Source organism: Neobacillus drentensis (genome assembly GCF_036965645.1).
Lineage (GTDB): Bacteria > Bacillota > Bacilli > Bacillales > Cytobacillaceae > Neobacillus > Neobacillus drentensis_D.
In genome coordinates this window covers 1-25,968 of the sequence record NZ_JBALPZ010000126.1, presented here as the reverse complement: position 1 = coordinate 25,968, position 25,968 = coordinate 1, and the positions used below count along the sequence as shown (strand labels likewise).

Here is a 25,968-nt window from a genome sequence, read left to right as displayed (position 1 = left end):
ATGGTGCCTGTCACCTTTTACTGTATTTTGATTATTTTAATGCTTGAGATAGGTCTTCGATTAGGTCTTCGACGTCTTCAATGCCGACAGAAATCCGGACTAGACCTTCTGTGATACCTAACTCGGCTCTCCGTTCAGCTGGGATCGAGGCATGAGTCATACGTGCCGGTACGGAAATGAGGCTCTCGACTGCTCCAAGGCTTTCTGCCAGAGTGAAGTACTTGATTCTGCTAAGGATTTGGTCAGCATTTGCTCCGCTGCCTACATCGAAGGATACCATGCCGCCAAAACCTCTCGCCTGTCTTTTGGCAATCTCATGATTTGGATGCGTTTCAAGGCCTGGGTAGAATACCTTATTGACCTTCGGATGGTTTTGTAAAAATGAGACAATTGCCTGCGTATTCGCCTCCGTTTCTTCCATGCGAATACCTAATGTTTTAATCCCGCGAATTAATAGCCATGAATCCTGCGGCCCCAAAACTCCACCTGTTGAGTTCTGTACAAAATGTAAGTCTTCAGCTAGCTTATCGCTGTTTACTACCGCTAATCCAGCCACCACATCACTGTGACCGCCAAGATATTTTGTCGCACTGTGAAGGACGATATCTGCCCCAAGCTCAAGCGGATTTTGCCAATAAGGAGTGGAAAAAGTATTGTCAACAATTGTTAACAAATTATGCTCCTTTGCCAGCGTAGCTGCTGCCTTAATATCCGTAATCTTTAAGAGAGGGTTGGTTGGGGTTTCAATGTATATCGCTTTCGTATTCGGACGAATTTCACGTTGAATATTTTCCAAATTGCTCGTGTCTACAAAGGTTGAATCAATACCAACACGATTTAATACCTTCGTCAATACACGGAACGTCCCACCATAAACATCGTCTGTGATGACGACATGATCCCCGCTGTTAAACAGCATGAATACAGCCGTAATCGCCGCCATGCCGGAACCAAAGGCAAAACCTGCTGTACCGCCTTCAATTTCCTTAATGAGCTCTTCTAATGCATGTCTGGTTGGGTTACCTGTCCGAGAATATTCAAAACCCTTGTGCCCCCCAACCCCCTCCTGTTTATACGTACTTACCTGGTAAATTGGGAAAGAAACAGCACCAGTTGTAGGGTCTTCACTGATTCCGCCATGAATTAATCTTGTTTTCGGTTTCAAGCTATATGCCTCCTTCAAAAATCTTTTTACTTAAATAACGTTCACTACCATCCGGAAAAATAACCACGATATTGGTCCCTGCTTTTGCAGTCTTTGCCTCCTCTAAGGCAGCATAGAAGGCTGCACCTGAAGAACTTCCACAAAGCAGTCCCTCGTGCATAGCTAATTCCTTCACCAGACGAAAGGAATCATCATCTGATACGGTATAAATTCCATCAAAATAAGCGGGATCCATATAGCCTGGTAAAAATTCCATCCCAATTCCCTCTGTTTTGTGAGGTCCCGATTCACCGCCGTTCAATATGGAGCCTTCCGGTTCCACGATAACCGTCTTAACCGCGCAGTTCTGATCCTTTAAATACCGGGCAGTCCCCATAAAGGTTCCCCCGGTGCCTGCTCCGGCAACAAAAATTTGGACGTTCCCATCCAGTTGTTCCCAAATCTCAGGTCCAAGTGTCTTATAATATGTTTCAGGGTTAGCTGGATTCCCGAATTGCCGCGGGCAATAGGAACCTGGGATTTCTTCTAAAAGCTCCTCAGCCTTAGCGATCGCACCCTTCATTCCCTGTTCTGTTGGGGTATGAACGACTTTAGCTCCCAGTGCTTTCATCAATTCCTGTTTTTCAATACTAAATTTCTCTGGCACACACAGAATGACCTGTACTCCTTTATTTATCGCGGCTAGCGCAAGGCCAATTCCGGTATTTCCAGCTGTAGGTTCAATGACAGTACCGCCAGGCTTTAGTTTCCCGCTCGAAAACGCCTCTTGTAAAAGTTCGATTCCAAGGCGGTCCTTGACACTTCCCCCTGGGTTCATGAATTCAAGCTTTGCAAAAATACGAACGCCTTCAGGCAAAGAAAATTGTGTAATTTCAACCATTGGTGTATGCCCAATTAATTCATGGACGTTTTTGTAAAACTGCATTGCTCCACCCCTGTGTACTATTTTAAGGCAGCAACCATTCTCATAACCAAAGTAGCAGAATTAGTTGCCGCTTTGTCAATAAACTGATCAAATGAGATTTCTGACTCTTTCCCCGCAATGTCGGAAAGCGAACGAATAATCACAAACGGAACACCAAAGCGGTGGGCCACTTGCGCAATGGCTGCAGCTTCCATTTCAACGGCCTGAAGATCGTTAAATTTCGACCGGACGAAGTCAACCCTTGCCGGATCTTCCATAAAGGAGTCCCCAGTTACGATTAATCCCTTAACAATTTGAAAATTTTCAAGTTCTCTTGCCGCAGCTTCAGCCACGGAAATTAATTTGTCATCCGCTAAAAAAGCAGCAGGAAGCTGAGGTACCTGGCCATATTCATATCCAAAGGCAGTTACATCGACATCATGATGACGGACTTCTGTTGAAATAACGGCGTCCCCAACGTTTAAAGAAGGATTAAAGCCTCCTGCTGAACCGGTATTAATGATGCAATCTGGCTTATATTTTTCAAGCAGGATAGTCGTCGACATCGCCGCATTTACTTTCCCAATACCCGAACGCAGTAAGATAACTTCTGAATCATGCATGTTTCCAAATGTGAACTCGCAGCCAGCAACCGTTTCTTGTGTTTGATCCTTAATATTTTCTCTTAGTAAGGTTACTTCTTCTTCCATTGCTCCGATTATTGCGATTTTCATACATTTACCTCTTTCTTTCTTTAGCCTGCCATTAACCCGCACAAATAAATATATCACTCCATCAAAAATGGGTTTGCATTATTGTATTCAATTATGTATGACTGGGTTAGTGAAAGCCATTAGTTTTTTCAAATACGAATGTACGATTATAATCTTCCTCGGTTTCCTACATTGTATCCGCAAACCCTATTCTATCACCATTTAAAAACTACCCGCTAGATTTTATCATAAAGCAATTGTATACACGGACGAAAATATCTAAAATGAACATATGGAAAGGGGGACAATTTGATGAACTTTCAACTAGACTTTATTGAGGATAAGGTAGAATTTTTCGAAGCCGATAAGTTACAGACATTGCAGAAAAAGATTGAATCACAGATTGATGAGAACCGGGCAATTATGTTATCAGTCCATTCCGTCTCCCATCAAATGCATGTCAACGAAAACGGTCAAACTTATTTTACAGCTGTTGTGCATTTTAAAAAGAAATAGGATGGTGCAATTATGCACCATCCTATTTCTTTATTGTGGTTCAACCTTTGTAGGGACATAGCCTTTGCCATCTACCCATTTTATATAAACCTTATATTTCTGTGACTTATCTTTAGAAGCCACGGTTCCAACGGCTGCATTGCTAGTGGACTTATCACTGCCAAGCCAATATACGGTCATATTGCTTTGGTCAAGACCTGTTGCACTGGAAATGGCATTTAACATCGCCTGCCAATCTTCCCCCTCAAATGTCATTTTATGCTCACTTGTTTGGGTAGTAGAAGAACTTCCATCATCAGTAACAACTGCCTGTGTATCTTCTGGCTGTTCAGGTGTGGTTGTTTCTTGACTATCTTGCTCGGCTGCAGTTTGATCCTCTGAAGAAGAACTGTCATCATTTGATACAGTGTCGTCTTTTGTAGTCTCATCGGTTGTTGTTTCTTTATCTGCTGTAGTTTCTTTCTTTGTTGTTTTTGTTTGTTCCGTTTTAGTACTATCCGTCTTTGATGACGAAGCATTGTCATTTCCTGATGAAAATATATTATATGCAACAAAGATAATTAATAGCAGGACAACAACTATTAAAGTATTCAAAACCACATTTGTTTTTTTGCGTTTCGCTCGATAACCCGAACGAGAATTAGAATCATTGCTCAAGCTTTTCCCCTCCTAAAAATAAGGCTCTTAATATTCTAACATGATTTAAAGAGAACTTGAAGGGAAAACCTACTTACTTCTTTAGTCATGATCATTTTCATAGAGCATTCTGACCATGTCAGCAAATAACAAATTAACTCCACCCTCGGAATCATACACATCTAAATTTACAGCAACAAGGGCATATTTTGGATTTTTATAAGGAAAATACCCGGCAAACCATTTATTATGAAGCTGCTTACCCGCCACATATTTTCCTGTTTCTGCTGTACCTGATTTTCCAGCTGCTTCATAAGGTAAATCCTTAAACCATCTGCCTGTGCCATTCGGGTTCGTTACCACCTCGCGCAACAATTTTTGCAGTTTCATGCTGGTGTAAGGAGAAATGGTATCTCCTTTCAACTTTTGTACCGGAAAGGTTACCATCGTTGTCCCATTTTTATACTCAATTTTTGAAACTGCTCTGACCATCTCTTTCTTTCCACCTCTAGCTATGGTTGCCATCATGTTAGCAACCGCCAAAGGTGTTGCACGGACTTCATTCTGCCCAATTCCAGACATAGCCGCCATATTAGCATCTTTTCTCGCTGCATCCGATACAAATACTCTCCCGGTATCTTCATCAGGAAGTTGTCTGAAGTCACTGGTATGATAGACATCTCCATACCAGCCAACAGAGTTCGTTAATGCTAATTTTTCAGCATAATCCTCTAAAGAAGAGGCGTCCTTTTTTTGTAATTCCTTAGCCAGTTCACCAAAGGTGCGGTTACAGCTTCTTGCAAAGCTATTAGTGAAATTCAGCATACCATAATTATATTTAACCTCTGGTTTTCCATTTATCTTTTTACTGCAATCAAATTGTCGCATAGGGTTATCAAGATCATTGTCAATTGCAGCCGCTGCCACAACTGTTTTAAACACAGACCCCACAATCTGTTGTTTCAACATCTTATTGGTGATCCCTGCACCGCTATAAGGGTCCTTTTTATTAATAGAAGGACGTGAGACCATAGCGAGGATGCTATTATCCTCAATATTTAAGAGGACGAGGCCGCCCTTTTTAATTTGGTACTTGTCCACTAAATCCTCGGCCTTTTGCTGGATACTTTTATCTATGGTGGTACGCACATTAACAGGATAAAACGGGTTGGCCGGATCAACGTACTTAACATTAATACCGAATAGAGGTCCGCCCGAACCATCCACATGGTAAACAAGTTTTGATTTACCCTCAGGTAAAAGAAATTCATCAAAGCTTTGCTCTAGTCCTGATACACCAAGCAAAGTTTTTTCTGATAGTTCTTTAGCAGGATAACGTTTCTTCACTTCCTCTGGGTTTTCACCCGTAAGACCAATCAATTGTTCAGCCGGTATTTGCGATCGTTCAAACTTTTTTTCAATCGCGAAAACACCAGGAATATTTAATTGATTAATTCGTTCCATTTGGGAGGAAGTTAACTCCAATGGCTTGAGGTCACCAAAGGCAAACGGCTTTTTTGCCCCTTCAACAGCCATTTTAAGTACATTTTCTGAAATTCCCGTTATTTCAGAAACTTTCTTTACATCCCAATCGATTTTTTTTAAAAAAGGAAACAGGACTAGAACGGAAATCTTTTTATGAGTTAGCATATTGCCATTCCGGTCCAGAAAATTCCCTCTGCCATTATCAATCACTAGCTCCTGTGTTCTCTGCTTGACGCTTTCCTCGAGTAAATTGACATTATGCTTTGAAAATGTTTCTGTTTTAATTAATTGAATTTCCATAAGCCGGACTAAAAGCAATGCCAGACCTATGATACATACAAAAAGCCATCCAAGAGCCCGTCTCTTCCACATAAAAAAAACACCTCGTCAAAAGTTTTGACGAGGTGCATGCTTTTCAAACAAATGTTTCATTATTTAATGGAAATTATACGTACGTTCATTTCTCCACCTGGAGTTTGAACCGTTACTTGGTCGCCCACTTTTTTCCCAAGAAGACTCTTCGCAATCGGTGAATCGTTTGAGATTTTTCCTTCAAACGGGTCAGCCTCTGCACTACCCACAATGGAATAGGTTTCTTCTTCGCCGTCAGGAAGTTCTACAAAGGTAACAGAGCTTCCTAGAGAAACTGAATCCCCGGCCATCTCACTTTCAGCAATAATCTTAGCATTACGGATCATATTTTCTAACGTTGTAATCCGGCCCTCTACAAATGCTTGCTCCTCTTTTGCAGAATCGTACTCGGAGTTTTCAGATAAATCACCAAAGCTTCTGGCAATTTTAATTCTTTCCACCACTTCTTTACGTTTAACTGATTTTAAGTATTCAAGCTCTTGTACTAATTTTTCTTTACCTGCTTGTGTCATCGGAAATACTTTCTCTGTAGCCAAAACCCTCACTCCTTCTAGTCTTCACAATCCCCCATTAGAATTGTGTATGTAATTATTATTATGTAGGTATTGTACCATACAGGTAAATACATAGCAGCGCGTCCTTTCAAAAAAGGGCGCGCACGATAACTATTTATTTACGTCTATTCTTTTGCTATTGTGTCATAAAAATGACTTTTGTTCAAGAATTGTTTGAATTTTTGTGACCATCAAATCAATGGCCACATGATTTTGCCCGCCTTCAGGGATAATGATATCTGCATAGCGTTTGGTTGGCTCAATAAATTGGTTATGCATCGGCCTGACGACATTTAAATATTGGGCAATGACCGAATCAAATGTCCGGCCCCGTTCCCTTATATCCCGCTCTAACCGACGGATAATTCTTAAATCAGCATCTGTATCCACGTACAATTTTATATCCATTAAATTGCGAAGCCGCTCATCTTCAAGTACTAAAATCCCTTCTAGGATAATAACTTCTTTAGGTTCAACAGGAATTACCTTATCAGAGCGTGTATGAATGGAATAATCATAAACAGGTTTATCGATTGCTTCATAACGTAAAAGCGCCTCAATATGTTCAATCAGCAGATCATTATCAAAGGCAAGCGGATGATCATAATTTGTTTTTAACCGTTCCTCAAATGGAACATTGTGCTGATCTTTATAATAATAATCCTGCTCCAGGACTAAGATAGAGAGTTCTTTCAAACTTTCGTAGATAGCATTTGTTACACTGGTTTTTCCGGAGCCTGAGCCGCCGGTTACACCAATAACAACCGGTTTGCGCATTATGCGTTCTCCTTTCGCATCATGTTGTTAGGGTATACCGGTTTGTCCATTTTAAATTGTACAATTTGAAGTGGATGTCTTGCTGCATCCAATTCATTCCCTTTTTCATCCCAAATTTTATCCACTACATGCGTAAAGTTTTCGAGTTCAGGTCCAAAGAATTCCACTTCATCCCCTGGTTTAAAATGGTTGCGCTGCTGCAAGGTTACGATTTGTGTTTCCTCGTTATAATCTAATACAAGTCCAACAAATTCAAACTTTGTCTTCTTGCTATGATTGCCAAACATTTGCTCTTTATACCCTGGAATACCTTCAAAAAAGGCCGGAGCAGTTTCGCGGTTTGCACATTTGTCTAGTTCTGCTAACCATTCTCTTTTAATTTCAAAGTTTTCAGGGTCAGCACAATACGCATCAATTACTTTACGATAAACACTAACAACTGTAGCGATATAATGAATGGATTTCATCCGTCCTTCAATTTTTAAGCTATCGATTCCAAGCTCAATCATGTTTGGAATAGCCTTGATTAAATTAAGGTCTTTAGGACTCATTGCAAATGGTGCGTCCCCTTCGCCAAACAGGGCAGTTTCTTGATCCACACCCTCAAGCTTAAAGAGATCATAATCCCAACGGCATGATTGACAGCAGCCGCCTCGGTTTGAATCTCTTGCAGTCATGTGATTACTTAGTGTACAACGTCCGGAGTAAGCAATACACATCGCACCGTGAATAAAGGTTTCAATTTCCACATCTACCTTTTCCTTCATTTCCCTAATTTCGTCTGCCCCAACCTCACGAGCTAAAACGACCCGTTCTGCCCCTGCTTCTTTCCAAAACTGAGCAGCCTTCCAGTTGGAAAGTGATTGCTGAGTACTTATATGAATCTCAATTTCTGGAGCCAGGCGGCGGCATGTTTCGATGATAAGTGGATCTGCTACGATAATTCCTGCGATCCCGGTTTCCTTCAAGCCCAGAATGTACTCTTCTATCCCGCCAATATTTTCATTGTGAGCAAAAATGTTGGTAGTTACATATATTTTTGCTCCGTATTTCCTTGCAAACTCTACGCCTTCTTTTATTTCTTCGAAGGTAAAGTTATCAGCATTTGAACGAAGTCCATATTCCTGGCCGCCGATAAAGACGGCATCCGCACCATAATGAACAGCAATTTTTAATTTCTCAAGATTGCCTGCTGGAGCAAGGAGTTCTGGCTTCTTTACAATGACACGTTTTCCATCAATGATTTCAGAAATTTTGTCTTTAACTGTATTCACGAGTGAACCCCTCCCATAAAAAATAAGTAAATTTTCGTTTTAATTTGATTAATGTCTAGCTCCGGCTCCTAGCGATTAGTGGCCATCCCACTTCTCCCTACGATAAGTCAACATCGGCTTGCTATCGCTCTCCGTGTTTCCTTTATCTCAGTCGAAGCAGGCCCCTGGCCTGTCATGCGCTGTTCAGTTGCCTCCGCTTTTCTAATAAACTGTTTCTTTAAAATAGAATCCTGTATCTAATGGACGATTTGCTGGCTGGATTTCTTCCAATCCCTCTAACAGCTCGTCCTTTTTGTCATCATAAGCATCAGGGTCTTCGACGCATAAGTCGATGGCCTCACGGTAGGCTTTAGTAACAGCTAAAATATATTCAGCGCTCTTTAAAATCCCATCAATTTTAAAAGAGTCAACACCAGCCTCAATCATTTCCTGCAGTTCATCAATGATACAAATATCATTTGGACTCATAATATGGGTACCATTTTCATCTTCAAAAATTGGATATTTGTTTCCACGCTCTTTATCATGCAGGAACATATTTTCTTCCATTTTACGATTCTCGATTTCCATTACCTTACCCTGATATTCATAGTAATTTCCAAGCAGGGATCGTTTGGATTGGAACATGCAGCTCATGCCATGAACTTGCACTTCAATCTCCACTTCCGCCTTTTCTTTTATTTCAACAATGGCATCCATGTTAATCTCACGAGCAAGAACGGATCGTTTCGCACCCTTGGAGCCCCAATAATTACACGTAAACCAGTTAGTCCCTGTTGTTTCAGTACTCCAATGAAGCTTCATCTCAGGAGCCACTTCTTTTGCCGTCATTAAAACGGCTGGGTCACCAAAAATAATCGCATCTGCTTTTGCTTCCTTCGCAAATTGAATATAGTCGCCAAGTTCAGCAATTTTTTCATTATGAAAAATAGCATTCATTGCTACATAGACTTTTTTCCCCTTACTATGAGCTAATTCAATTGCCTTTTGGACATTTTCACGGTTGAATTCACCTGCAAGGCGAAGACCATAGCGTTGTTCACCCACTACAAACGCATCCGCACCTGCCTCTGCTAATGGCAAAATATCATCAACGGTTAATGGAGTGACAAGTAATTCTGGTTTTTTCATTCCTCTCACCTCTTCTTTTTGCTAATCGCGATTCCGTCACCAACTGGTAAAATAACAGAATCATACTCAGAGTGGTTCATTAACCACTGATTAAATTCAGCTATTTTTTTGACAAGATTACGGATTCTTTTTGATTCAATTTCTGCTTCTGCAACAAGGCCCTTGAACAAAACATTGTCTGTAACAACCATCCCTTCGGCTGTCAGATACTTTGCATAAAGCTCAAAGAACTTTTTATATTGGCCCTTCGCCGCATCTATAAAGATAGCATCAAAAGGACCATGGCTGCGAACAAATTCCTCTACTTCAAGGGCATCTCCCTCGATTAAGGTAATTTGTTCAGCTCTGCCAGATCGCTGGATATATTCTTTTGCTGTTTGAATTCTTTCGATATCCCGTTCAATCGTGACAATTCTTGCCTCAGGAAGGGCTTCAGCCATTCGTAATGCGGAATAGCCAATCGCTGTACCAACCTCCAGAATTCTTTCTGACCGGTGAATTCTCAATAATTGCAGCATGGTTTCAATACCTGCCAATTCCATGATGGGAACACGATGTTCACTGGCATAATTCTCCATTTCACTCAACAAGGGGTTCCTGTCAGGAAATAGACTCTCTATATAAGAATGCAGCTTCTCATTATTTAACAAGCTGCCGTCACCTCTATCCTTATAAGCTGGCCGGCAGCCTTGAAGCTAATAACCGGGCCATAATTAAGTTCAAATGCTTTTATTATTTGCCAAAGAAGAATTCTTTAGACATGAAAAAATAGCGTTCACAGATGAGGACCATTACATTCTGGGGCAGCTGCCTGCCTCAATTCCTAATACTGTGGATTACGCTATAGAGTACTTATTAAAACACCTGAATTATTTTATCATAAAAAAAGGGGGAATGCTAATCTTTCCCCCGAGTTCTAATTTATTTTTTATTGGAAATATACTCAGCCTTCTTTTGATTATGCTCAGCTAATGTTTTTGTAAAAATAACATCACCATCTGCTGTTGCTAAGAAATAGTAATAATCGGTTTGGTTCGGGTCAAGAGCCGCCTCAATTGAAATCCTTCCAGAATTAGCAATCGGCCCCGGCGGCAAACCGGTATTTTTATAGGTATTATAGGGAGAATCAACTTCTAAATCCTTATAATAAACCCTTTCTTTGTGTTTTCCTTGTGCATATAACACTGTTGGGTCCGTTTGGAGCGGCATTCCTGATTTCAGCCGATTATAAAAAACACTGGCAATCGTTTTCCGGTTGGCCTTACCGGTCGCTTCTTCCTCCACAAGAGAAGCCATTGTTAATAATTGATGAATAGACAGCTTCTTTTCCTTTGCTTCTTCCGTATAATCAGATAAAACAGTTCTTGTTTTATCAAGCATGGCCGTAACGATTTCATCAACAGAAGGATTTGGTTTAAAAAATGGATAGGTCGCTGGATATAAATAGCCTTCGAGCGGATATTTTACAGTAGAATGCAAGATTTCATCTGTTAAGATATCAGGATATTTGATCATAAGCGATTTGATATATTGTTTATCATTTAGTTTATTAAACACATCAGCTTCATTTTGATGAGTAGCTTTTGCGATAATCGCAGCGATTTCCTTTAGTTGTTTCCCTTCTGGAATGGTAATCTTAAAAGTTGCCTCAGCCAGTACCTTTCCCGTTTTCAAGCGGCTGACAATTTCAGGAACATCCATGGAAGGACTAAGCTGGTATTTCCCCGCCATAAAGCCGCCTTCGTTTTTAAGCTTTACATAGTACTTAAAAACCCTGGCATTTTTAATAATTCTATTTTTCTCTAATCTTTCACCTATTCCAGTTACAGAAGATCCAATGGGAATATCAACTGTTTTATACACCTTACTGTCAGCATCAATAGGTTTTAGAGCAGACTGTATATAGAGATAACCTCCACCGCCAATTAAAACTATGAATAATAGCAGGAATATGGATATAAATAAAACAATCTTGCGTACAATTTTTGCTTCATGGTGTTGTTCTAGCATTTTTTGTCGAATGACGTCCTTTTTATTGCCTTTTTCTTTTATTGTCATCCTGTTCCTCCTTCCCAAAGCCAATGGTAACACTACTCTTATCTATATTATCTTAAAATAGATATCATTAATAATTTGAGCATATAGGACGAAAAATGTCAATTTAACAATGAATTTGTAAAAAAATCAGTACAAAAAAACCGGCCAATAATGGCCGGTCTTACTAATTAATCTTCCTGTTCCTCGTTAAAGGTATTAAAAACTTCTTCTACCATATCCCACTCTTCGTCTGTTTCAATTTCCATTAATTCTCCGAAACCGCCGTCTTCTGTAGGGATGTATGCATAAGTAAGGATATCAATTTCATCCTCCTCATTTTCATTTTCACCTACTGGATAAAAGAATACATAAGATTTTTCAAACTCGTCTGAGTCAAATGTGAAAAGTATTTCAAATAATTGTTCGTCACCTTTTTCATCCACAAGTGTAATGTAGCGGTCCTCTTCGTGATTATGTTCGTGCGCCATTTTTTCACCTCATTAATTTTTGCTATCAAGATAACCTTGGAGAATCATAACTGCAGCCATTTTATCAATGACCTTTTTTCGCTTTTTCCGGCTGACATCTGCCTCTAGCAAAACACGCTCAGCAGCCATTGTCGTTAACCGCTCGTCCCACAGGACGGTTGGAACAGAAAATCTGCTTTCAATTTCGGCCGCATATTGTTTACTGGCCTCACCACGCGGCCCAATCGTCCCATTCATATTTTTAGGTAAGCCGATGACAACTGTATCGACTTGATACTCCTTTATTAATTGCCCAATTTCCTCAAAACCAAACTGTTGTTTTTCTTCGTTAATTTTGAGGGTTTTTAAGCCCTGGGCCGTCCAGCCAAGTTCATCGCTCAAGGCAATGCCCACCGTTTTCGAGCCCACATCTAATCCCATTGCGCGCATTCGTTAACCCTCTCGTTGTTGTTTTAGATAGGATTTTACCAGTTCCTCAATTATTTCATCCCGTTCGAGCTTTCGTATAATGTTACGAGCGTCACGATGACGTGGAATATAGGCAGGGTCTCCTGATAATAAGTATCCTACTATTTGGTTGATTGGATTATATCCCTTTTCCTGTAAGGCCTCATAGACTTGAAACAGAACATCGTTTACGTCATGTTCAAATGGGTCTTCTGGAAAATTAAACCGCATCGTTTTATCAAATGAGCTCATTTCATGCACCTCGCTTATTTTTTACGAGAAATGTATAGTCTAGCTGCAGTGTCTATCCACACCGCAGCATTTCTAGTGTTAGTTATTTACATTTTACACTACTTTGTCCCATTATCAAATGGATTTCACCCATTCATCCACATATTGAAGGGCTGCATCCAATTTTTCTGGATCTTTACCGCCAGCTTGCGCCATATCAGGACGACCGCCGCCGCCGCCGCCGCATCGGAAAGCAACTTCTTTAATCAATTTACCAGCATGATAACCTTTTTCGATGAGGTCCTTTGTAACTGCAGCAATCAGATTTACTTTACCTTCATGCGAACTGCCAAGGACGATCACAGCGGATCCAAGCTTTTGTTTCAAGTCATCGGCCATATTTCGCAGGTTATTCATATCAGCAGCTTGTACTTTTGCAGATAAAATGGTTACACCGTTGATTTCTTTAGCCTTTGAAACAAGGTTGCCAGCCTCAATATTGCCAAGCTTTGCAGCAAGTGATTCATTTTCCCTCTGCAGCTGTTTAATTTCTGCCATTAGTCCTTCAACACGGCTGCCAATATCTTTTGGGTTAGTTTTCAACTTTTCCGCTGCATCCTTTAATAACCCAACTTGCTCAATTAATGATTTATAAGCTGATTCCCCGGTTACAGCCTCAATTCTTCTAGTTCCAGCACCAATTCCGCCTTCTGTGACAATTTTAAACAATCCAATGACGGAAGTATTCGGTACATGGCATCCTCCGCAAAGTTCCAAACTGTAATCTCCAACTTTTACCACACGGACTATATCACCATATTTTTCACCAAATAGTGCCATGGCTCCCATTGCCTTTGCTTCAGCAATTGGCTTTAAACTAATATTCACTTCAATATTGCGCCAGATTTTTTCGTTAACAATTCGTTCCACTTGTTCCAATTCTTCTGGAGTGATTTGACCAAAGTGAGAAAAATCAAACCGGAGACGCTCAGGTTCAACGAGTGATCCTGCTTGGTTAACATGCTCCCCAAGTACATCTTTTAAGGCACGATGAAGCAGATGTGTTGCCGTATGATTTTTAATAATTTGAACGCGGTTTTCGGCGTCTACAGTAGCCTTTACCTGTTGATTCATTTTCAACTGGCCGCTCTTTACAACAACCTTGTGCAGATTTTGACCATTCGGAGCTTTTTGGACATCCTTAACCGCAACGGTTACGCCATCACCCTCGAGTAGGCCGCGGTCAGCAATTTGACCACCACTTTCAGCATAAAATGGAGTAATATCAAGGATCACCTGGACTTCTTCACCAGTACCAGCCTGGTCTACTAGTTCACCATCTTTGATAATGGCGGAAACTGTAGAAGAAGTTGTAAGCTCATCATAGCCGACAAACTTACTATCAAGCGTTACGTCCCTGAGAACGCCGCCTTGAACTTGCATAGAATCGACATCCTGACGGGCGGCACGGGCACGCTCACGCTGCTGCTCCATTTCTGCCTCGAATCCGTCATGATCAACTTTCATGCCTTCTTCCTCTGCATACTCTTCTGTTAATTCAACCGGGAAACCATACGTGTCATAAAGGCGGAAAATATCTGCACCCGAGATGGTATCACTGCCATTTTCTTTTTCCTTGCTGATGACACTGGCTAAAATGGTTAAGCCTTCATGAAGGGTTTCGTGGAAACGCTCTTCCTCATTTTTGATAACCTTTTGAATAAATTCTGTTTTATCCTTTACTTCAGGATAAAAGTCCTGCATAATCTCGCCCACGACCGGGACTAGTTCAAACATAAATGGACGATTAATATTGATTTGCTTCGCATAGCGTACTGCGCGGCGGAGCAAACGACGGAGTACATATCCGCGGCCTTCGTTTGATGGCAGAGCTCCATCACCAACAGCAAAGGCAACGGTACGAATATGGTCCGCGATGACTTTGAAAGCAACGTCCTGTTCTTTGTCTACCCCATAACTTACGCCAGAGATTTCTTCTGCTGCACGAATAATTGGGATAAATAAGTCCGTGTCAAAGTTGGTCGGAACATTTTGTACAACGGACGCCATCCGCTCCAGTCCCATCCCTGTATCAATATTCTTCTTTGGCAGCGGTGTATAGGTACCATCCGGGTTATGGTTAAATTGGGAAAATACCAGATTCCAAACTTCAAGGTAGCGTTCGTTTTCACCGCCAGGATATAATTCAGGGTCGCTTGGGTCATCTCCATATTCAGGACCGCGGTCATAGAATATTTCTGTATTCGGTCCACTTGGGCCTTCCCCGATATCCCAAAAGTTTCCTTCTAATCGGATAATACGTTCTTCAGGTATGCCAATGGTTTTACTCCAGATTTCATATGCTTCATGGTCCTCTGGATGGACAGTTACACTTAATAGCTCTGGGTCAAAACCGATCCATTTATCTGAAGTTAAAAACTCCCATGCCCAAACAATCGCTTCATTTTTGAAATAATCTCCGATAGAGAAGTTTCCAAGCATTTCAAAGAATGTATGGTGACGTGCCGTCTTTCCGACATTTTCAATATCGTTTGTACGAATAGATTTCTGGGCATTTGTGATTCTTGGATTTTCTGGAACCACACGACCATCAAAGTATTTTTTTAAGGTTGCAACTCCACTGTTGATCCACAATAATGATGGGTCATCATGTGGGACAAGTGAGGCACTTGGTTCAATGTTGTGTCCTTTTTCCTCATTAAAGAATTGCAAAAACATGGAACGAATCTGAGCTCCTGTTAATTTTTTCATTTTTTAGACCTCCTTAATTTTAAGGCTGATTTGTTGATGTTAAGCATGTTAATTGGAGCGGAGGGCGCGCAGACTCCTGCGGGAGTAAGGGGCTGGGGAGACCCCACAGGCGTAAAGCGCCGAGGAGGCTCCCCGGACCGCCCGCGAACCGTTCGCGCCTGGAGCTGAAATCAACATCCTAATTTAACACAGCCAATTTAAAAAAAGCATACAAAAAAGCCCTCATCCCAAAACAGGGACGAGAGCTTATCTCGCGGTACCACCCTGATTATGAATACAAAAATCCTGTATCCATCTCTCAAAATCTGCCTTAACGCGGCAGCGACGGCAGTGATTAGCTGCACTCCAGATTAGCTTTCTGTTATCCTTCATCTAGAGCCTCTTTCAGCCTGGGAAGCTCCTCTCTTTTACGCTCAGCGTTACAGATGGACTACAACATACTCAATCCTTCTACATTTTCAAACAATTATTCTATATCACGAATTATAGCCACCAACAAAACGTTTGTCAATTTGATTCCTTCGTTAAGTGGTTTTTTGCATGAATAATGCCCACTTTGAGGACGGCAAGGATTGGAACGGCGAGAATTAATCCTAAAATCCCGCCAACTTCACCACCAGTCGTTAAAGCCGCCATAATTAACAAAGGATGCATATGTAAACTTTTCCCAACAATATACGGTGATAAAATATTCCCTTCAAGAAACTGTAATCCAAAGACAATGACAAGCGTAATAATAACCAATTTCATCGAGATGGTGGCAGCAATAATAACTGCGGGGACAGCCCCGATAATTGGACCAAAATAGGGTATTACATTCGTCGCACCAACAATTAACCCTAATAGTAATGGATATTTTAAATGAAAGAGCCAAAATAACAGCGAGGAAATACTGCCAATTATAACACAAACAAGCAGCTGCCCTCTAATATAGCCTCCAAGTGATTGGTCAGCATCCTTAAGAAATAATGTCCCTTTCTTACGCCATTTTTTTGGCGTTAAATACCAGACAGTCCTTTTTAATAACGGATAATCTTTTAACATGTAAAAGGTTATAAACGGAATGATCATCATCAATAAGGCTGAATTTAGAATGTTGACAAGGATATTAACGATAATGGTCAATAATGAATTGAGTTTATTTTCAAAGGCATCGATACCCTGATCAACCCTTGCTTGCAAACCGTCTGGCCATTCCCTTGTATGCTTTTGCAATATTGAAATCCAGTCCCGATACTGCTCAGCAAAAACGGGAGCACTTTCAGACAAATCTTTGATTTGGTCAATAACGACTGGAATTCCCTTATACAAGGAAAAGCCGATACCGCCAAAAAAAATAAAATAAATGAGGATAATAGCAAGACCACGGTGCAGTCCTTTTTCATGTAATTTCTCCACAATCGGGTGTAGTAAATAGGTAATAAAGCCAGCAATTATAAAAGGAAAAAGGATTGTTCCCATTATTTTAACAATCGGCATCCACAAGGAACTAATCTTTAAAAATACATAGATAGCGATTAATAAAAGGAGCAAAAAACCAATTCGATAATACCATTTCACACGAATATCCACTTCAAGGCCCTCCTTCGCTTAGTTTTGGAGACTGATGGTGGAAATATACAGGTATTATGCTAAAATCCCCCTCAAAGATCTTGAGGGGGAAAACCTAAAATATCGCGCGCTTTACCTTTTTTTGAATCCTTTTCATATTGCGGGCTGACATTATATTATTTCTTTGGGCAATATTGTATGTTGCCATCCCTGCACCAAACACAAGCATTGTCGTCATCATTTTATTCATCGTCTCACCTCTTAAACAGAATGGCCAGACCCCGAGAAAACCTCGGTCAAATCGTGTAACGACGTTCTTCTTCTTCGAACAAATCATCCAAGGAACTTAATGACCCGTCTTCCTCTACCTGATGGGTATTGATAATCCCTTTGTTAACGGATAGTTCAATAAAACAATTCCAGCAATAGTACTGGTTGATACCAATTTTGCCGATATCTTTACTTTGACAATTGGGACACTTGAACATGAAAAGACACCTCACGTATTATCTACATCTACGATAATGGCATCCTTTCCGATCGCGACGGGCTTCCCGGATTGAATGACTTGTTTGCCTTCCGTGATTTCCGAAAAGAAGCCATCCGTAATTTCATACCCTACGATTGTGCCCAATTCTTCCTGAAAATATACATCTTTTAACAATCCGAGCGAATCACCGCTTTTAGAAAGCATCATTTTGCCATCTAAGGAATGTTGATGGGTTAATGTATATTCAGGACTATCCTTAAGTTTTTCAAGATATCCGGTATCCTCAACCATTACTCCATCCCAGCCAAAGGAAGCCACATTCTGGATATCCAAGAAGAAGGTTTGCTTGAAGAATATCCCTTTTTTCACTAACAATCCTTCGACTTTTCCTGTGCTTGCGATGCAAAGATCTGTTATCTCACCTATTTTAGAACCGTTGTTTGTTTCAAAAACAGGCTGCCCTTTTAGTAAAGAAAATGTCCGCAAAGCGTTTCCACCCCCCGAACATTTCTTAGTTTCCGTCATTTGTTAGAAAATCATAAGGTGTAAGGTTTTCCATTCCGACCATCGGATTTACCTGCATTAATTCCTCTTCATAGGATAATTCACTGTCAGGATTATCCTCCTGTTGATTTACGATGGTTGCAAGGGATTCCTGCAGTTTTTGGCAAAGTGTAGTTTGTCTTCGAAGCTCTTCTGCCCGTTCGACACCCATTCGAAGCGCATCTTCTTCCCCACAGATTATCAACGATTGTTTGCTTCTTGTGATTGCTGTATAGATTAAATTTCTTTGCAGCATCCTGTAATAACTTCTTGTGATCGGCATAATCACAATCGGAAACTCACTTCCCTGCGATTTATGGACGGAGCAGCAATAGGCATGAGTAATTTGATTTAAATCCTGTCTGGTATATTCCACCTCGTTACCTTCAAAGGAGATATAAATCATATCTTGTTTTTCAGTATTTTCTTTGGCATAAATGATAGAGATAATCTCTCCAATATCACCGTTAAAGACATTGCTTTCCGGCTGGTTAACGAGTTGGAGCACCTTATCCCCAATTCGGTATTTTACATCACCAAAGGAGATTTCCTTCCGTTTCCCATCAGGATTCGGATTAAATATTTCTTGCAGAAGGACATTAAGACGATCTATCCCCGCCGGACCGCGGTACATCGGTGCGAGCACCTGAATATCCTTTGCTGTATATCCTTTATTTTTAGCATTAAGTGCAACCTTTTCTACCACTTGTGCAACTTGTGCGGTTGAACATTTTATAAAAGAACGGTCTCTTTGTTTTGCAGTTATATTTGGAGGTAAATAGCCCTTTTTTATCTCATGGGCGAGTTCGATTATGGAAGACCCCTCTGCTTGACGGTAAATATCAGTAAGGCGGACAGTAGGAATCCGTTCAGATTGCAGCAAATCCTTTAGCACTTGTCCAGGTCCTACCGATGGAAGCTGATCCTCGTCGCCTACCATGATAACTTGTATATGTTCCGGGAGAGCCTTGAACAACTGATTGGCAAGCCAAATATCGAGCATGGACGTCTCGTCTACAATTATTATTTTCCCCTCTAGCGGACTTGCTTCATCACGGTCAAATCCTTCTGACCCATTAAAGCCAAGTAAGCGGTGTATCGTAACAGCAGGCAGTCCGGTGGATTCAGTCATACGTTTCGCTGCTCGGCCGGTCGGGGCTGCTAGTAAAATCGGAAACGGCTCATCTTTTTTAAAGTAATCCTTTGGTTCAAGCGAACAGCCGTGCAGTTCACCGTAAAGCTCGACAATCCCTTTTATAACAGTGGTTTTACCAGTTCCGGGACCACCTGTTAAGATCAGCATAGGAGACATCAGCGCATTTTGAATGGCTTCTCTTTGTGAAGGGGCATATTGCACACCTAGACGCTCTTCCAAGCCGCCTAGTGCCAGGAGGAACTCAGATTCAGGGAATTGTTCGCTGTATTCGGTCTGCTGTAAGATCCGATTAATGCTCGTAACAAGACCTTTTTCTGCGAAAAATAAAGAGGGGAGATAAATTCGTTTTTCCTCGCCGATTATTTTTCCCTCTTCTTCGAGTTTAATCAGTTCACTTGAGATATCCGTAAACTCAATTTGATCGCGCTTATTTTCTTCTAGAAGCGACTTTACTTGCTCGAGCAAATCCTCCGCGTGTAAAAAAACATGACCTGTTTGCATGCTTTCATTTTCAAGCGTGTAAAGGCAGGCTGCTTTAATCCGATCAGGATGGTTCCCGGAAATCCCGAGCTGATAGCCCAGCTCGTCCGCCCGGCCAAAACCAATCCCCTCAATGTCCTCGACAAGCTGATAAGGATTTTTTTGAATAACGGAAAGTGTTTCATCTTTATACGCTTGGTAGATACGCATAGAAATTTGCGGACCAAAACCATATTGGTTTAAAGCGACCATCACTTGTTCAAGGCCCTGATGCTCCATCAAAGTATCGTAAAGCATTTTGGCTTTTTCGGGAGGGAGCTTTGGAATGGAATCAAGCAATGACGGCTGATTTAAAATTTTTGTAATGGCTTTTTCACCAAGAGTCTCAACAATATTCTCCGCTGTTTTCTTCCCAATCCCCTTAAACATATCACCTGATAAATAGGCAATAACCCCTTGTTTTGACTGAGGCATGTCCTTGCGGAAATGATTTGTATGGAACTGGAGACCAAACTTTGGATGTTCTTTAAACTCCCCGAAAAAGACATACGTTTCATGTTCGTGGATTTTCGGGAAATACCCTGTGATTACCGCTTCTTTGTCATCGTATTGATCATTGGTTTCATCGACACGGATCCTAAGGACGGTATACAAGTTTTGTTCGTTATGAAAAATGGTTACGATCGGTCTTCCTTTAACGAACTTTCCTTGTTCCGCGAATAAATCGAGGGTGTCTTGTTTTTCCATTCTGCTCCCTCCTTTCATCAATGTTTATTTTTTAGAGATTTTGTTCAAGTAATTTCTTGCCGTGTCCTGCTAGTAAGTGGTCCGGCTGAATTTCGAGTGCTTTGTTAAACATAGCAAGCGCCTGGGTCTGATTTTCCTTGAGTGCATACGAGACGCCTAAATTATAATAAGCATCTGAATGATCAGGGTCTAGTTCTATACAATTTTTTAGTTGAATGATGGCTTCATCAATAAGATCATTTTGAGCGAGGCATAGCCCATACTGGAAGCGGGCCTCGGAGTCCTTTTCGTTTAGTTCGACACTTCTCTGCAGGTATGGAAGGGCTAGCTTGCCTTGGTCTAGCTGAAGGAGTGTCAGGCCTAACATAAAGTAGGTGTCGCTTGAGTCGAGTCCTTTTTTCATGGCCTGCTCGAAACTATGTTTTGCTTCTGCGAAGCGGTCGTGGCTAAAGAGAATGTTTCCGATACTATAGTAAGCAGCAGCAGCATTTTCGTCGATTTCAATTGCTTTTTGATAAAATCTGATTGCTTTTTCATCATCGCCTACTGCTGAAAGAACGTTGCCAAAATTAATATAGGCTACTGGGTCTTTTGGGTTTTCTTCGATTGCATCGTTAAAGGCTTTAGCAGCCTCTTCCCAGTTTCCTTCTTGCATGTATTGTACACCTAATTGGTTTTTATCCATTTTTCCAACTCCAATCCTACATGAAAGTATAACATATTTTTGTTTGAAATTATGGTTTGGATTTTTAGCGGTTTGTGGCAGTTTACTTCGGTGGTCTTATTAAATCAATTCCACCGGTTTTGGGAGTTTTTCCGCCGATTCTTCCGTTTTTTCCGCACGTCTTCTGGATTATTCCGCCAACTTTTTAATTAATTCCGCCNNTTCCGCCGGTTTTCCTGATTTTTCCGCCAAACAGCCGTAAAAGGCCGATTAGCCCCCGCCAAATAGGATGATTCCATACGATGTCTTCGTTTTTTCCGCCAACTTTGTCTTTTATTCCGCCATATCTCTAATTAATTCCGCCCCAATCAGAATTTATTCCATCTGTTTTCTTATTTTCTCCGTCTAACAGCAACAAACCCTGACTCCATCAAAGGAATCAGGGTCTTAAATTAGCCAACATACGTTAACCGTTCACCATTTTTGTAGACTTCATCAATCGTTCCGCCGCCTAGGCATTCGTCACCTAGATAAAAAACAGCCGCTTGTCCAGGCGTAATGGCTCGGATAGGTTCATGGAACAAGACCTGAACCTTATCGCCTTCTAACAGGCGAACCGTTACTTTATTGTCTTCCTGGCGATAACGGAATTTGGCTGTGCATTCAAATTCAGCAGGCTTTTCACGATTTGAAACCCAGCTTACATTAACAGCCGTAATCGAATCAGAATAAAGTTTTTCATGATGGAAACCTTGGCCAACATATAGGATGTTTCTTTTTAGATCCTTGCCAATTGCAAACCACGGTTCACCAGATCCGCCAATCCCTAAACCATGACGCTGACCAATCGTATGATACATCAGCCCTTCATGTTTACCTTTTACTTCACCCTCAAACGTCTCCATGTTTCCAGGCTGTGCAGGTAAATATTGACCTAGGAACTCTTTAAAATTCCTTTCGCCAATAAAGCAAATCCCAGTACTGTCTTTTTTCGTTGCTGTAGCAAGCTCAGCTTCCTTGGCAATTTCCCGAACCCGTGACTTTTCAAGATTCCCTATTGGGAACATCACTTTACTTATCTGCTCCTGCGATAATTGATTGAGGAAATAGGTTTGGTCTTTATTTTCATCAAGGCCGCGAAGCATTTTATATTCGCCATCACGGAACTCGACGCGGGCATAGTGTCCTGTCGCAAGATAATCCGCCCCTAAGTTCATCGCATGTTCTAGGAAGGCTTTAAATTTGATTTCTTTGTTACACATTACGTCAGGGTTTGGCGTCCTGCCCGCCTTATATTCATCAAGGAAATAGGTAAATACCTTGTCCCAATATTGTTTTTCAAAATTTACAGCATAGTAGGGAATGCCAATTTGATTGCAGACACGAATGACGTCCTCGTAATCTTCTGTTGCAGTACACACACCATTTTCATCGGTGTCATCCCAGTTTTTCATAAAAATGCCGATAACGTCATACCCTTGCTGCTTTAATAATAGCGCAGCAACTGAGGAATCCACTCCACCTGACATCCCAACTACTACACGTATATCCTTTGGATCTTTTCTTTCCATGATTTCACCTCTCTCGTCTAGCAAATTCATTCTCCATCTATTTTTTCAGACGCTTAACAATTTTCACGATTTCTTCAGCTGCTTTACAGACATCTTCCTTTGTCGTTGTAAAACCAAAGCTGAAGCGGATGGAATTGATCAGCCGCTCTGATTGTTTACCAAACATGGCAACAAGAACATGGGAAGGCTCAATGGATCCAGCCGTACATGCGGAGCCGCTTGATACGGCAATACCTGCTAAATCAAGGTTGACAAGCATCGCCTCCACACTTGTTCCAGGAAAGCTTAAGTTTAATACATGTGGCAATGAATATTCAAGCGATCCGTTTATGTTAAATTCAACCTGTCCTTCATGGAGCTTTTCTATTAACGTTTCTTTCAGTTCAATAAACTTTTCACGTTTAGTTGACCGCTCTTCATTCGCTAGTAAAACCGCTTCATGAAATCCCACAATAGAGGCCACATTTTCTGTACCGGCCCGGCGTTTTCTTTCTTGATCACCGCCAAAAAGACGCGGCACTAATTTAACCGTTGACCTTGCAAAAAGAAAGCCGATCCCTTTTGGACCATTAATTTTATGAGCGGATACAGATAATAAATCAATTTTGCTCTCGTTGACATCGATGTTTTCTAGCCCGTATGCCTGGACTGCATCTGTATGAAAAATGGCTTGGTGCCCTTCTAGCAGTTGACCAATTTCGTTAATTGGCTGGATGGTTCCTACCTCGTTATTGCCGTACATGACCGATACTAGAATCGTATCCTCCCTTAGTGCCGCTTGGAGGTCTGTCATTGAAATTCTTCCTGTTTCATCAACCGGCAGATACGTAACTTCAAAGCCCAATTTTTCTAACTTTTTGCAAGCATGAAGTACGGCGTGGTGTTCTACCTGCGTTGTAATCACATGCTTTCCCTTCGTTTGGTAGCTTTCAGCGACACCAAATAACGCCATATTATCGGCTTCTGTTCCGCTTCCTGTAAAAATAATCTCGGTTTCCTGGGCTCCGATGCTGCGGGCAAGTGCAGCCCGCGCTAAATCAATATAATGACGTGCTTCCCTGCCATATGAATGAATACTTGAAGGATTTCCAAATGTAGCATTCATAATGGTTACCATCTTGTCGATCACCTTAGGATGCATCGGACTCGTTGCGGCATGATCGAGATAGATTCGTTCCATAATTACACCTTCAATCAATAATTCTCATTTATAAATCAATTAAAACGATGATAAGTTATCAATAAATGAATGTCTGGTCATTGCGAAACAGACGCACTTTTTATTTTTAACCTTAAATATAAAACATATAACCTTCCTCTAGATCCTGATCATCACTGTGGCTGGCTAAATCTTCTAATGTGGTGTTGTCCAAAACATCTTTAATCGCATCACGAATGCGGATCCATAACTCGCGTTTAGCCGGTTCCTCATCTTCAATCCCTTCGACAGGGGTAATTGGGCCTTCTAGTACACGAATGACATCGCCTGCAGTAATTTTGGAAGGCGCATTAGTCAATTCATATCCTCCATAAGCACCCCTTATACTTTTGACTAAACCTGCATTCCGTAATGGAGCAATTAATTGTTCTAAGTAATGCTCGGATAGTTCATTAGCTTGAGCAATCGTCTTTAAAGAGGTAGGCCCTTCACCATGTTTTTTAGCTAGTTCAATCATAATTGTCAAACCATAACGACCTTTAGTAGAAATCTTCATCTTATGCACCCCTATTCGTTAATCTATCTATTAAATAAAAAAATCTCAGTAAATTGATAGGCATTAAAAATTATATCATATTCTTCTTTAATATGCTTTTCCAAGGGAAAATGGTAAAGTTAAATCGAAAGAGTATACCTTAAGACTTATGTATAAAACAGATTTTCTATCATAAAACGAAAAGTTCGAACCAGTATATCAGTTCAATTTTTGGAGAGATGATTATGCAGCAAAAACCATTAGCATTCCGCATGCGGCCACGAACAATCGAAGAAGTTGTAGGACAACATCATCTTGTTGGGGACGGAAAAATTATCGCGAGAATGGTAAAAGCCAAACAGCTGACCTCAATGATTCTATATGGGCCGCCAGGAATTGGTAAAACATCTATCGCGAGTGCCATTGCTGGAAGTACAAAATATGCCTTTCGGACACTAAACGCAGTAACGAATAATAAAAAAGATATGGAGATTGTGGCAGCAGAGGCAAAAATGTCTGGGAAAGTCATTCTGCTGCTTGATGAGGTCCACCGTTTAGATAAAGCCAAACAAGACTTTCTTCTTCCCTATTTGGAAAACGGGATGATTGTATTAATTGGGGCCACAACCAGTAATCCCTATCATGCGATTAACCCGGCCATTCGAAGCCGCTGTCAAATTTTCGAACTAAAGCCTTTGTCCCCGGATGAAGTCAAGCAAGCCTTAGTGCGGGCACTTCATGATGATGAGCGCGGCTATGGCAAAGAAAAAGTAGAGATATCTGAAGAGGCATTATTGCATTTTTCTCAAGGGTCAAATGGGGATGTCCGCAGCTCTTTGAATGCCCTGGAACTGGCCATCCTATCAACAGATAAAGATTCGGAAGGTGTTATACATATTGATGTGGAAACCGCCGAGGAATGCTTACAAAAGAAAAGTTTGGTTGCCGATAAAGATGGAGACGGTCACTATGATGTCCTCTCAGCTTTTCAGAAATCCATCCGCGGAAGCGATGTGGATGCTGCTCTACACTATCTTGGCCGCTTAATTGAAGCGGGTGACCTTCCAAGCATCAGCCGCAGATTAATCGTGATTGCTTATGAGGACATAGGACTAGCCAATCCCCAAGCAGGAGCACGGACATTGGCTGCAATTGAAACAGCAGAAAGAATTGGCTTTCCTGAGGCGAGGATTCCACTTGCAAATGCAGTGATTGAACTTTGCTTATCACCTAAATCAAATTCGGCGGTACTGGCGATACAAGCGGCTTTAGATGACATCCAAAAAGGAATTGTCGGCGAAGTACCGGACCACTTAAAGGATGCCCATTATAAAGGTGCAAAAGAGCTTGGCAGAGGAATTGGCTACTTATATCCACATGACTATGAGAACGGCTGGGTGCCTCAGCAGTACTTACCGAATAAACTTAAAAATAAAAAATACTACCAGCCTAAAAAAACAGGGAAATTTGAACAAGCCCTCGCGACTGTATATGAAAAATTAACCAGGTCTAGAAAGTAGAAAAGGTGCCTGTCACCATGTGAATTCTTCACATGGTGACAGGCACCTTT

At 41.1% G+C, this 25,968-nt stretch carries 27 protein-coding genes; 2 read left to right on the top strand and 25 right to left on the bottom strand.

The genetic code is table 11. From position 1 onward, the window contains the following. Window positions 1–31: 31 nt before the first annotated feature. Genes V7266_RS22305 through mtnN form a run of 3 tightly spaced genes read right to left on the bottom strand, consistent with a single transcriptional unit; the run spans window position 32 to window position 2,803 of the window. A complete protein-coding gene (locus V7266_RS22305) occupies window positions 32–1,165 on the bottom strand; it encodes a bifunctional cystathionine gamma-lyase/homocysteine desulfhydrase (RefSeq protein ID WP_335471101.1) in 1,134 nt (377 codons plus the stop codon). Window position 1,166: 1 nt separating this feature from the next. Then, entirely contained in the window at window positions 1,167–2,090 is a 924-nt protein-coding gene (locus V7266_RS22300) for a PLP-dependent cysteine synthase family protein (protein ID WP_335471100.1), read from the bottom strand. Window positions 2,091–2,107: 17 nt separating this feature from the next. Next, window positions 2,108–2,803, bottom strand: coding sequence for a 5'-methylthioadenosine/S-adenosylhomocysteine nucleosidase (gene mtnN / locus V7266_RS22295; protein ID WP_335471099.1), 696 nt, complete (start codon window positions 2,801–2,803; stop codon window positions 2,108–2,110). Between the two features lie 291 nt (window positions 2,804–3,094). On the opposite strand from mtnN, the gene V7266_RS22290 reads away from it, so the two are divergent. Further along, a complete protein-coding gene (locus tag V7266_RS22290) occupies window positions 3,095–3,298 on the top strand; it encodes a DUF2536 family protein (RefSeq protein ID WP_335471098.1) in 204 nt (67 codons plus the stop codon). Between the two features lie 30 nt (window positions 3,299–3,328). On the opposite strand, the gene V7266_RS22285 is transcribed toward V7266_RS22290, so the two are convergent. From V7266_RS22285 to cymR, 22 genes are all read right to left on the bottom strand, one after another. After that, a complete protein-coding gene (locus tag V7266_RS22285) occupies window positions 3,329–3,955 on the bottom strand; it encodes a YrrS family protein (RefSeq protein ID WP_335471097.1) in 627 nt (208 codons plus the stop codon). 81 nt (window positions 3,956–4,036) lie between these two features. Continuing rightward, window positions 4,037–5,791, bottom strand: coding sequence for a peptidoglycan D,D-transpeptidase FtsI family protein (locus tag V7266_RS22280; protein WP_335471095.1), 1,755 nt, complete (start codon window positions 5,789–5,791; stop codon window positions 4,037–4,039). Between the two features lie 59 nt (window positions 5,792–5,850). Next, window positions 5,851–6,327, bottom strand: coding sequence for a transcription elongation factor GreA (greA, locus tag V7266_RS22275; protein WP_335471094.1), 477 nt, complete (start codon window positions 6,325–6,327; stop codon window positions 5,851–5,853). Window positions 6,328–6,489: 162 nt separating this feature from the next. Further along, window positions 6,490–7,125, bottom strand: a complete 636-nt coding sequence (gene udk, locus V7266_RS22270; RefSeq protein ID WP_335471102.1) for a uridine kinase — start codon at window positions 7,123–7,125, stop codon at window positions 6,490–6,492. Further along, window positions 7,122–8,396, bottom strand: coding sequence for a peptidase U32 family protein (locus tag V7266_RS22265; RefSeq protein ID WP_335471092.1), 1,275 nt, complete (start codon window positions 8,394–8,396; stop codon window positions 7,122–7,124). The genes udk and V7266_RS22265 overlap by 4 nt, the downstream gene beginning before the upstream one ends. Before the next feature lie 201 nt (window positions 8,397–8,597). Then, entirely contained in the window at window positions 8,598–9,527 is a 930-nt protein-coding gene (locus tag V7266_RS22260; RefSeq protein WP_335471090.1) for a peptidase U32 family protein, read from the bottom strand. 5 nt (window positions 9,528–9,532) lie between these two features. After that, window positions 9,533–10,177, bottom strand: a complete 645-nt coding sequence (locus V7266_RS22255) for an O-methyltransferase (RefSeq protein WP_335471087.1) — start codon at window positions 10,175–10,177, stop codon at window positions 9,533–9,535. Window positions 10,178–10,448: 271 nt separating this feature from the next. Beyond that, on the bottom strand, window positions 10,449–11,585 hold the full coding sequence (gene mltG / locus V7266_RS22250; protein WP_335471085.1) for an endolytic transglycosylase MltG: 1,137 nt from the start codon (window positions 11,583–11,585) through the stop codon (window positions 10,449–10,451). Window positions 11,586–11,752: 167 nt separating this feature from the next. Continuing rightward, entirely contained in the window at window positions 11,753–12,052 is a 300-nt protein-coding gene (locus V7266_RS22245; protein WP_335471082.1) for a DUF1292 domain-containing protein, read from the bottom strand. Between the two features lie 12 nt (window positions 12,053–12,064). Continuing rightward, entirely contained in the window at window positions 12,065–12,481 is a 417-nt protein-coding gene (ruvX, locus tag V7266_RS22240; protein WP_335471079.1) for a Holliday junction resolvase RuvX, read from the bottom strand. Window positions 12,482–12,484: 3 nt separating this feature from the next. Further along, window positions 12,485–12,751, bottom strand: coding sequence for an IreB family regulatory phosphoprotein (locus tag V7266_RS22235; protein WP_101651947.1), 267 nt, complete (start codon window positions 12,749–12,751; stop codon window positions 12,485–12,487). 114 nt (window positions 12,752–12,865) lie between these two features. Continuing rightward, on the bottom strand, window positions 12,866–15,502 hold the full coding sequence (gene alaS, locus V7266_RS22230) for an alanine--tRNA ligase (protein WP_335471076.1): 2,637 nt from the start codon (window positions 15,500–15,502) through the stop codon (window positions 12,866–12,868). A gap of 246 nt (window positions 15,503–15,748) precedes the next feature. After that, window positions 15,749–15,874, bottom strand: a complete 126-nt coding sequence (locus V7266_RS22225) for a hypothetical protein (RefSeq protein WP_335471073.1) — start codon at window positions 15,872–15,874, stop codon at window positions 15,749–15,751. 135 nt (window positions 15,875–16,009) lie between these two features. After that, window positions 16,010–17,074 (bottom strand): AI-2E family transporter, encoded by a 1,065-nt coding sequence (locus tag V7266_RS22220; RefSeq protein ID WP_335471070.1) that lies wholly within the window; start codon window positions 17,072–17,074, stop codon window positions 16,010–16,012. A gap of 94 nt (window positions 17,075–17,168) precedes the next feature. Further along, window positions 17,169–17,303, bottom strand: a complete 135-nt coding sequence (locus V7266_RS22215) for a YrzQ family protein (protein ID WP_335471067.1) — start codon at window positions 17,301–17,303, stop codon at window positions 17,169–17,171. Window positions 17,304–17,349: 46 nt separating this feature from the next. Continuing rightward, complete coding sequence (locus tag V7266_RS22210) at window positions 17,350–17,541, bottom strand: hypothetical protein (protein WP_098529891.1); 192 nt, start codon at window positions 17,539–17,541, stop codon at window positions 17,350–17,352. 11 nt (window positions 17,542–17,552) lie between these two features. Then, on the bottom strand, window positions 17,553–18,029 hold the full coding sequence (locus tag V7266_RS22205; protein WP_335471065.1) for a PRC-barrel domain-containing protein: 477 nt from the start codon (window positions 18,027–18,029) through the stop codon (window positions 17,553–17,555). A 25-nt stretch (window positions 18,030–18,054) separates the two neighbouring features. Continuing rightward, window positions 18,055–20,469 (bottom strand): SF1B family DNA helicase RecD2, encoded by a 2,415-nt coding sequence (recD2, locus tag V7266_RS22200; RefSeq protein WP_335471064.1) that lies wholly within the window; start codon window positions 20,467–20,469, stop codon window positions 18,055–18,057. 31 nt (window positions 20,470–20,500) lie between these two features. Continuing rightward, window positions 20,501–21,154 carry a tetratricopeptide repeat protein gene (locus tag V7266_RS22195; protein ID WP_335471063.1) on the bottom strand — a complete coding sequence of 218 codons (654 nt, stop codon included), beginning with the start codon at window positions 21,152–21,154 and terminating at the stop codon, window positions 20,501–20,503. Window positions 21,155–21,585: 431 nt separating this feature from the next. Beyond that, the gene (gene mnmA, locus V7266_RS22190; RefSeq protein ID WP_335471060.1) at window positions 21,586–22,704 is read right to left on the bottom strand and encodes a tRNA 2-thiouridine(34) synthase MnmA; all 1,119 of its coding nucleotides are present in this window, start codon (window positions 22,702–22,704) and stop codon (window positions 21,586–21,588) included. 37 nt (window positions 22,705–22,741) lie between these two features. Continuing rightward, complete coding sequence (locus V7266_RS22185) at window positions 22,742–23,884, bottom strand: cysteine desulfurase family protein (protein ID WP_335471058.1); 1,143 nt, start codon at window positions 23,882–23,884, stop codon at window positions 22,742–22,744. 112 nt (window positions 23,885–23,996) lie between these two features. Continuing rightward, window positions 23,997–24,419, bottom strand: a complete 423-nt coding sequence (cymR, locus tag V7266_RS22180) for a cysteine metabolism transcriptional regulator CymR (RefSeq protein WP_335471056.1) — start codon at window positions 24,417–24,419, stop codon at window positions 23,997–23,999. Between the two features lie 224 nt (window positions 24,420–24,643). On the opposite strand from cymR, the gene V7266_RS22175 reads away from it, so the two are divergent. Then, window positions 24,644–25,918, top strand: coding sequence for a replication-associated recombination protein A (locus V7266_RS22175; protein WP_335471053.1), 1,275 nt, complete (start codon window positions 24,644–24,646; stop codon window positions 25,916–25,918). Window positions 25,919–25,968: the final 50 nt, after the last annotated feature.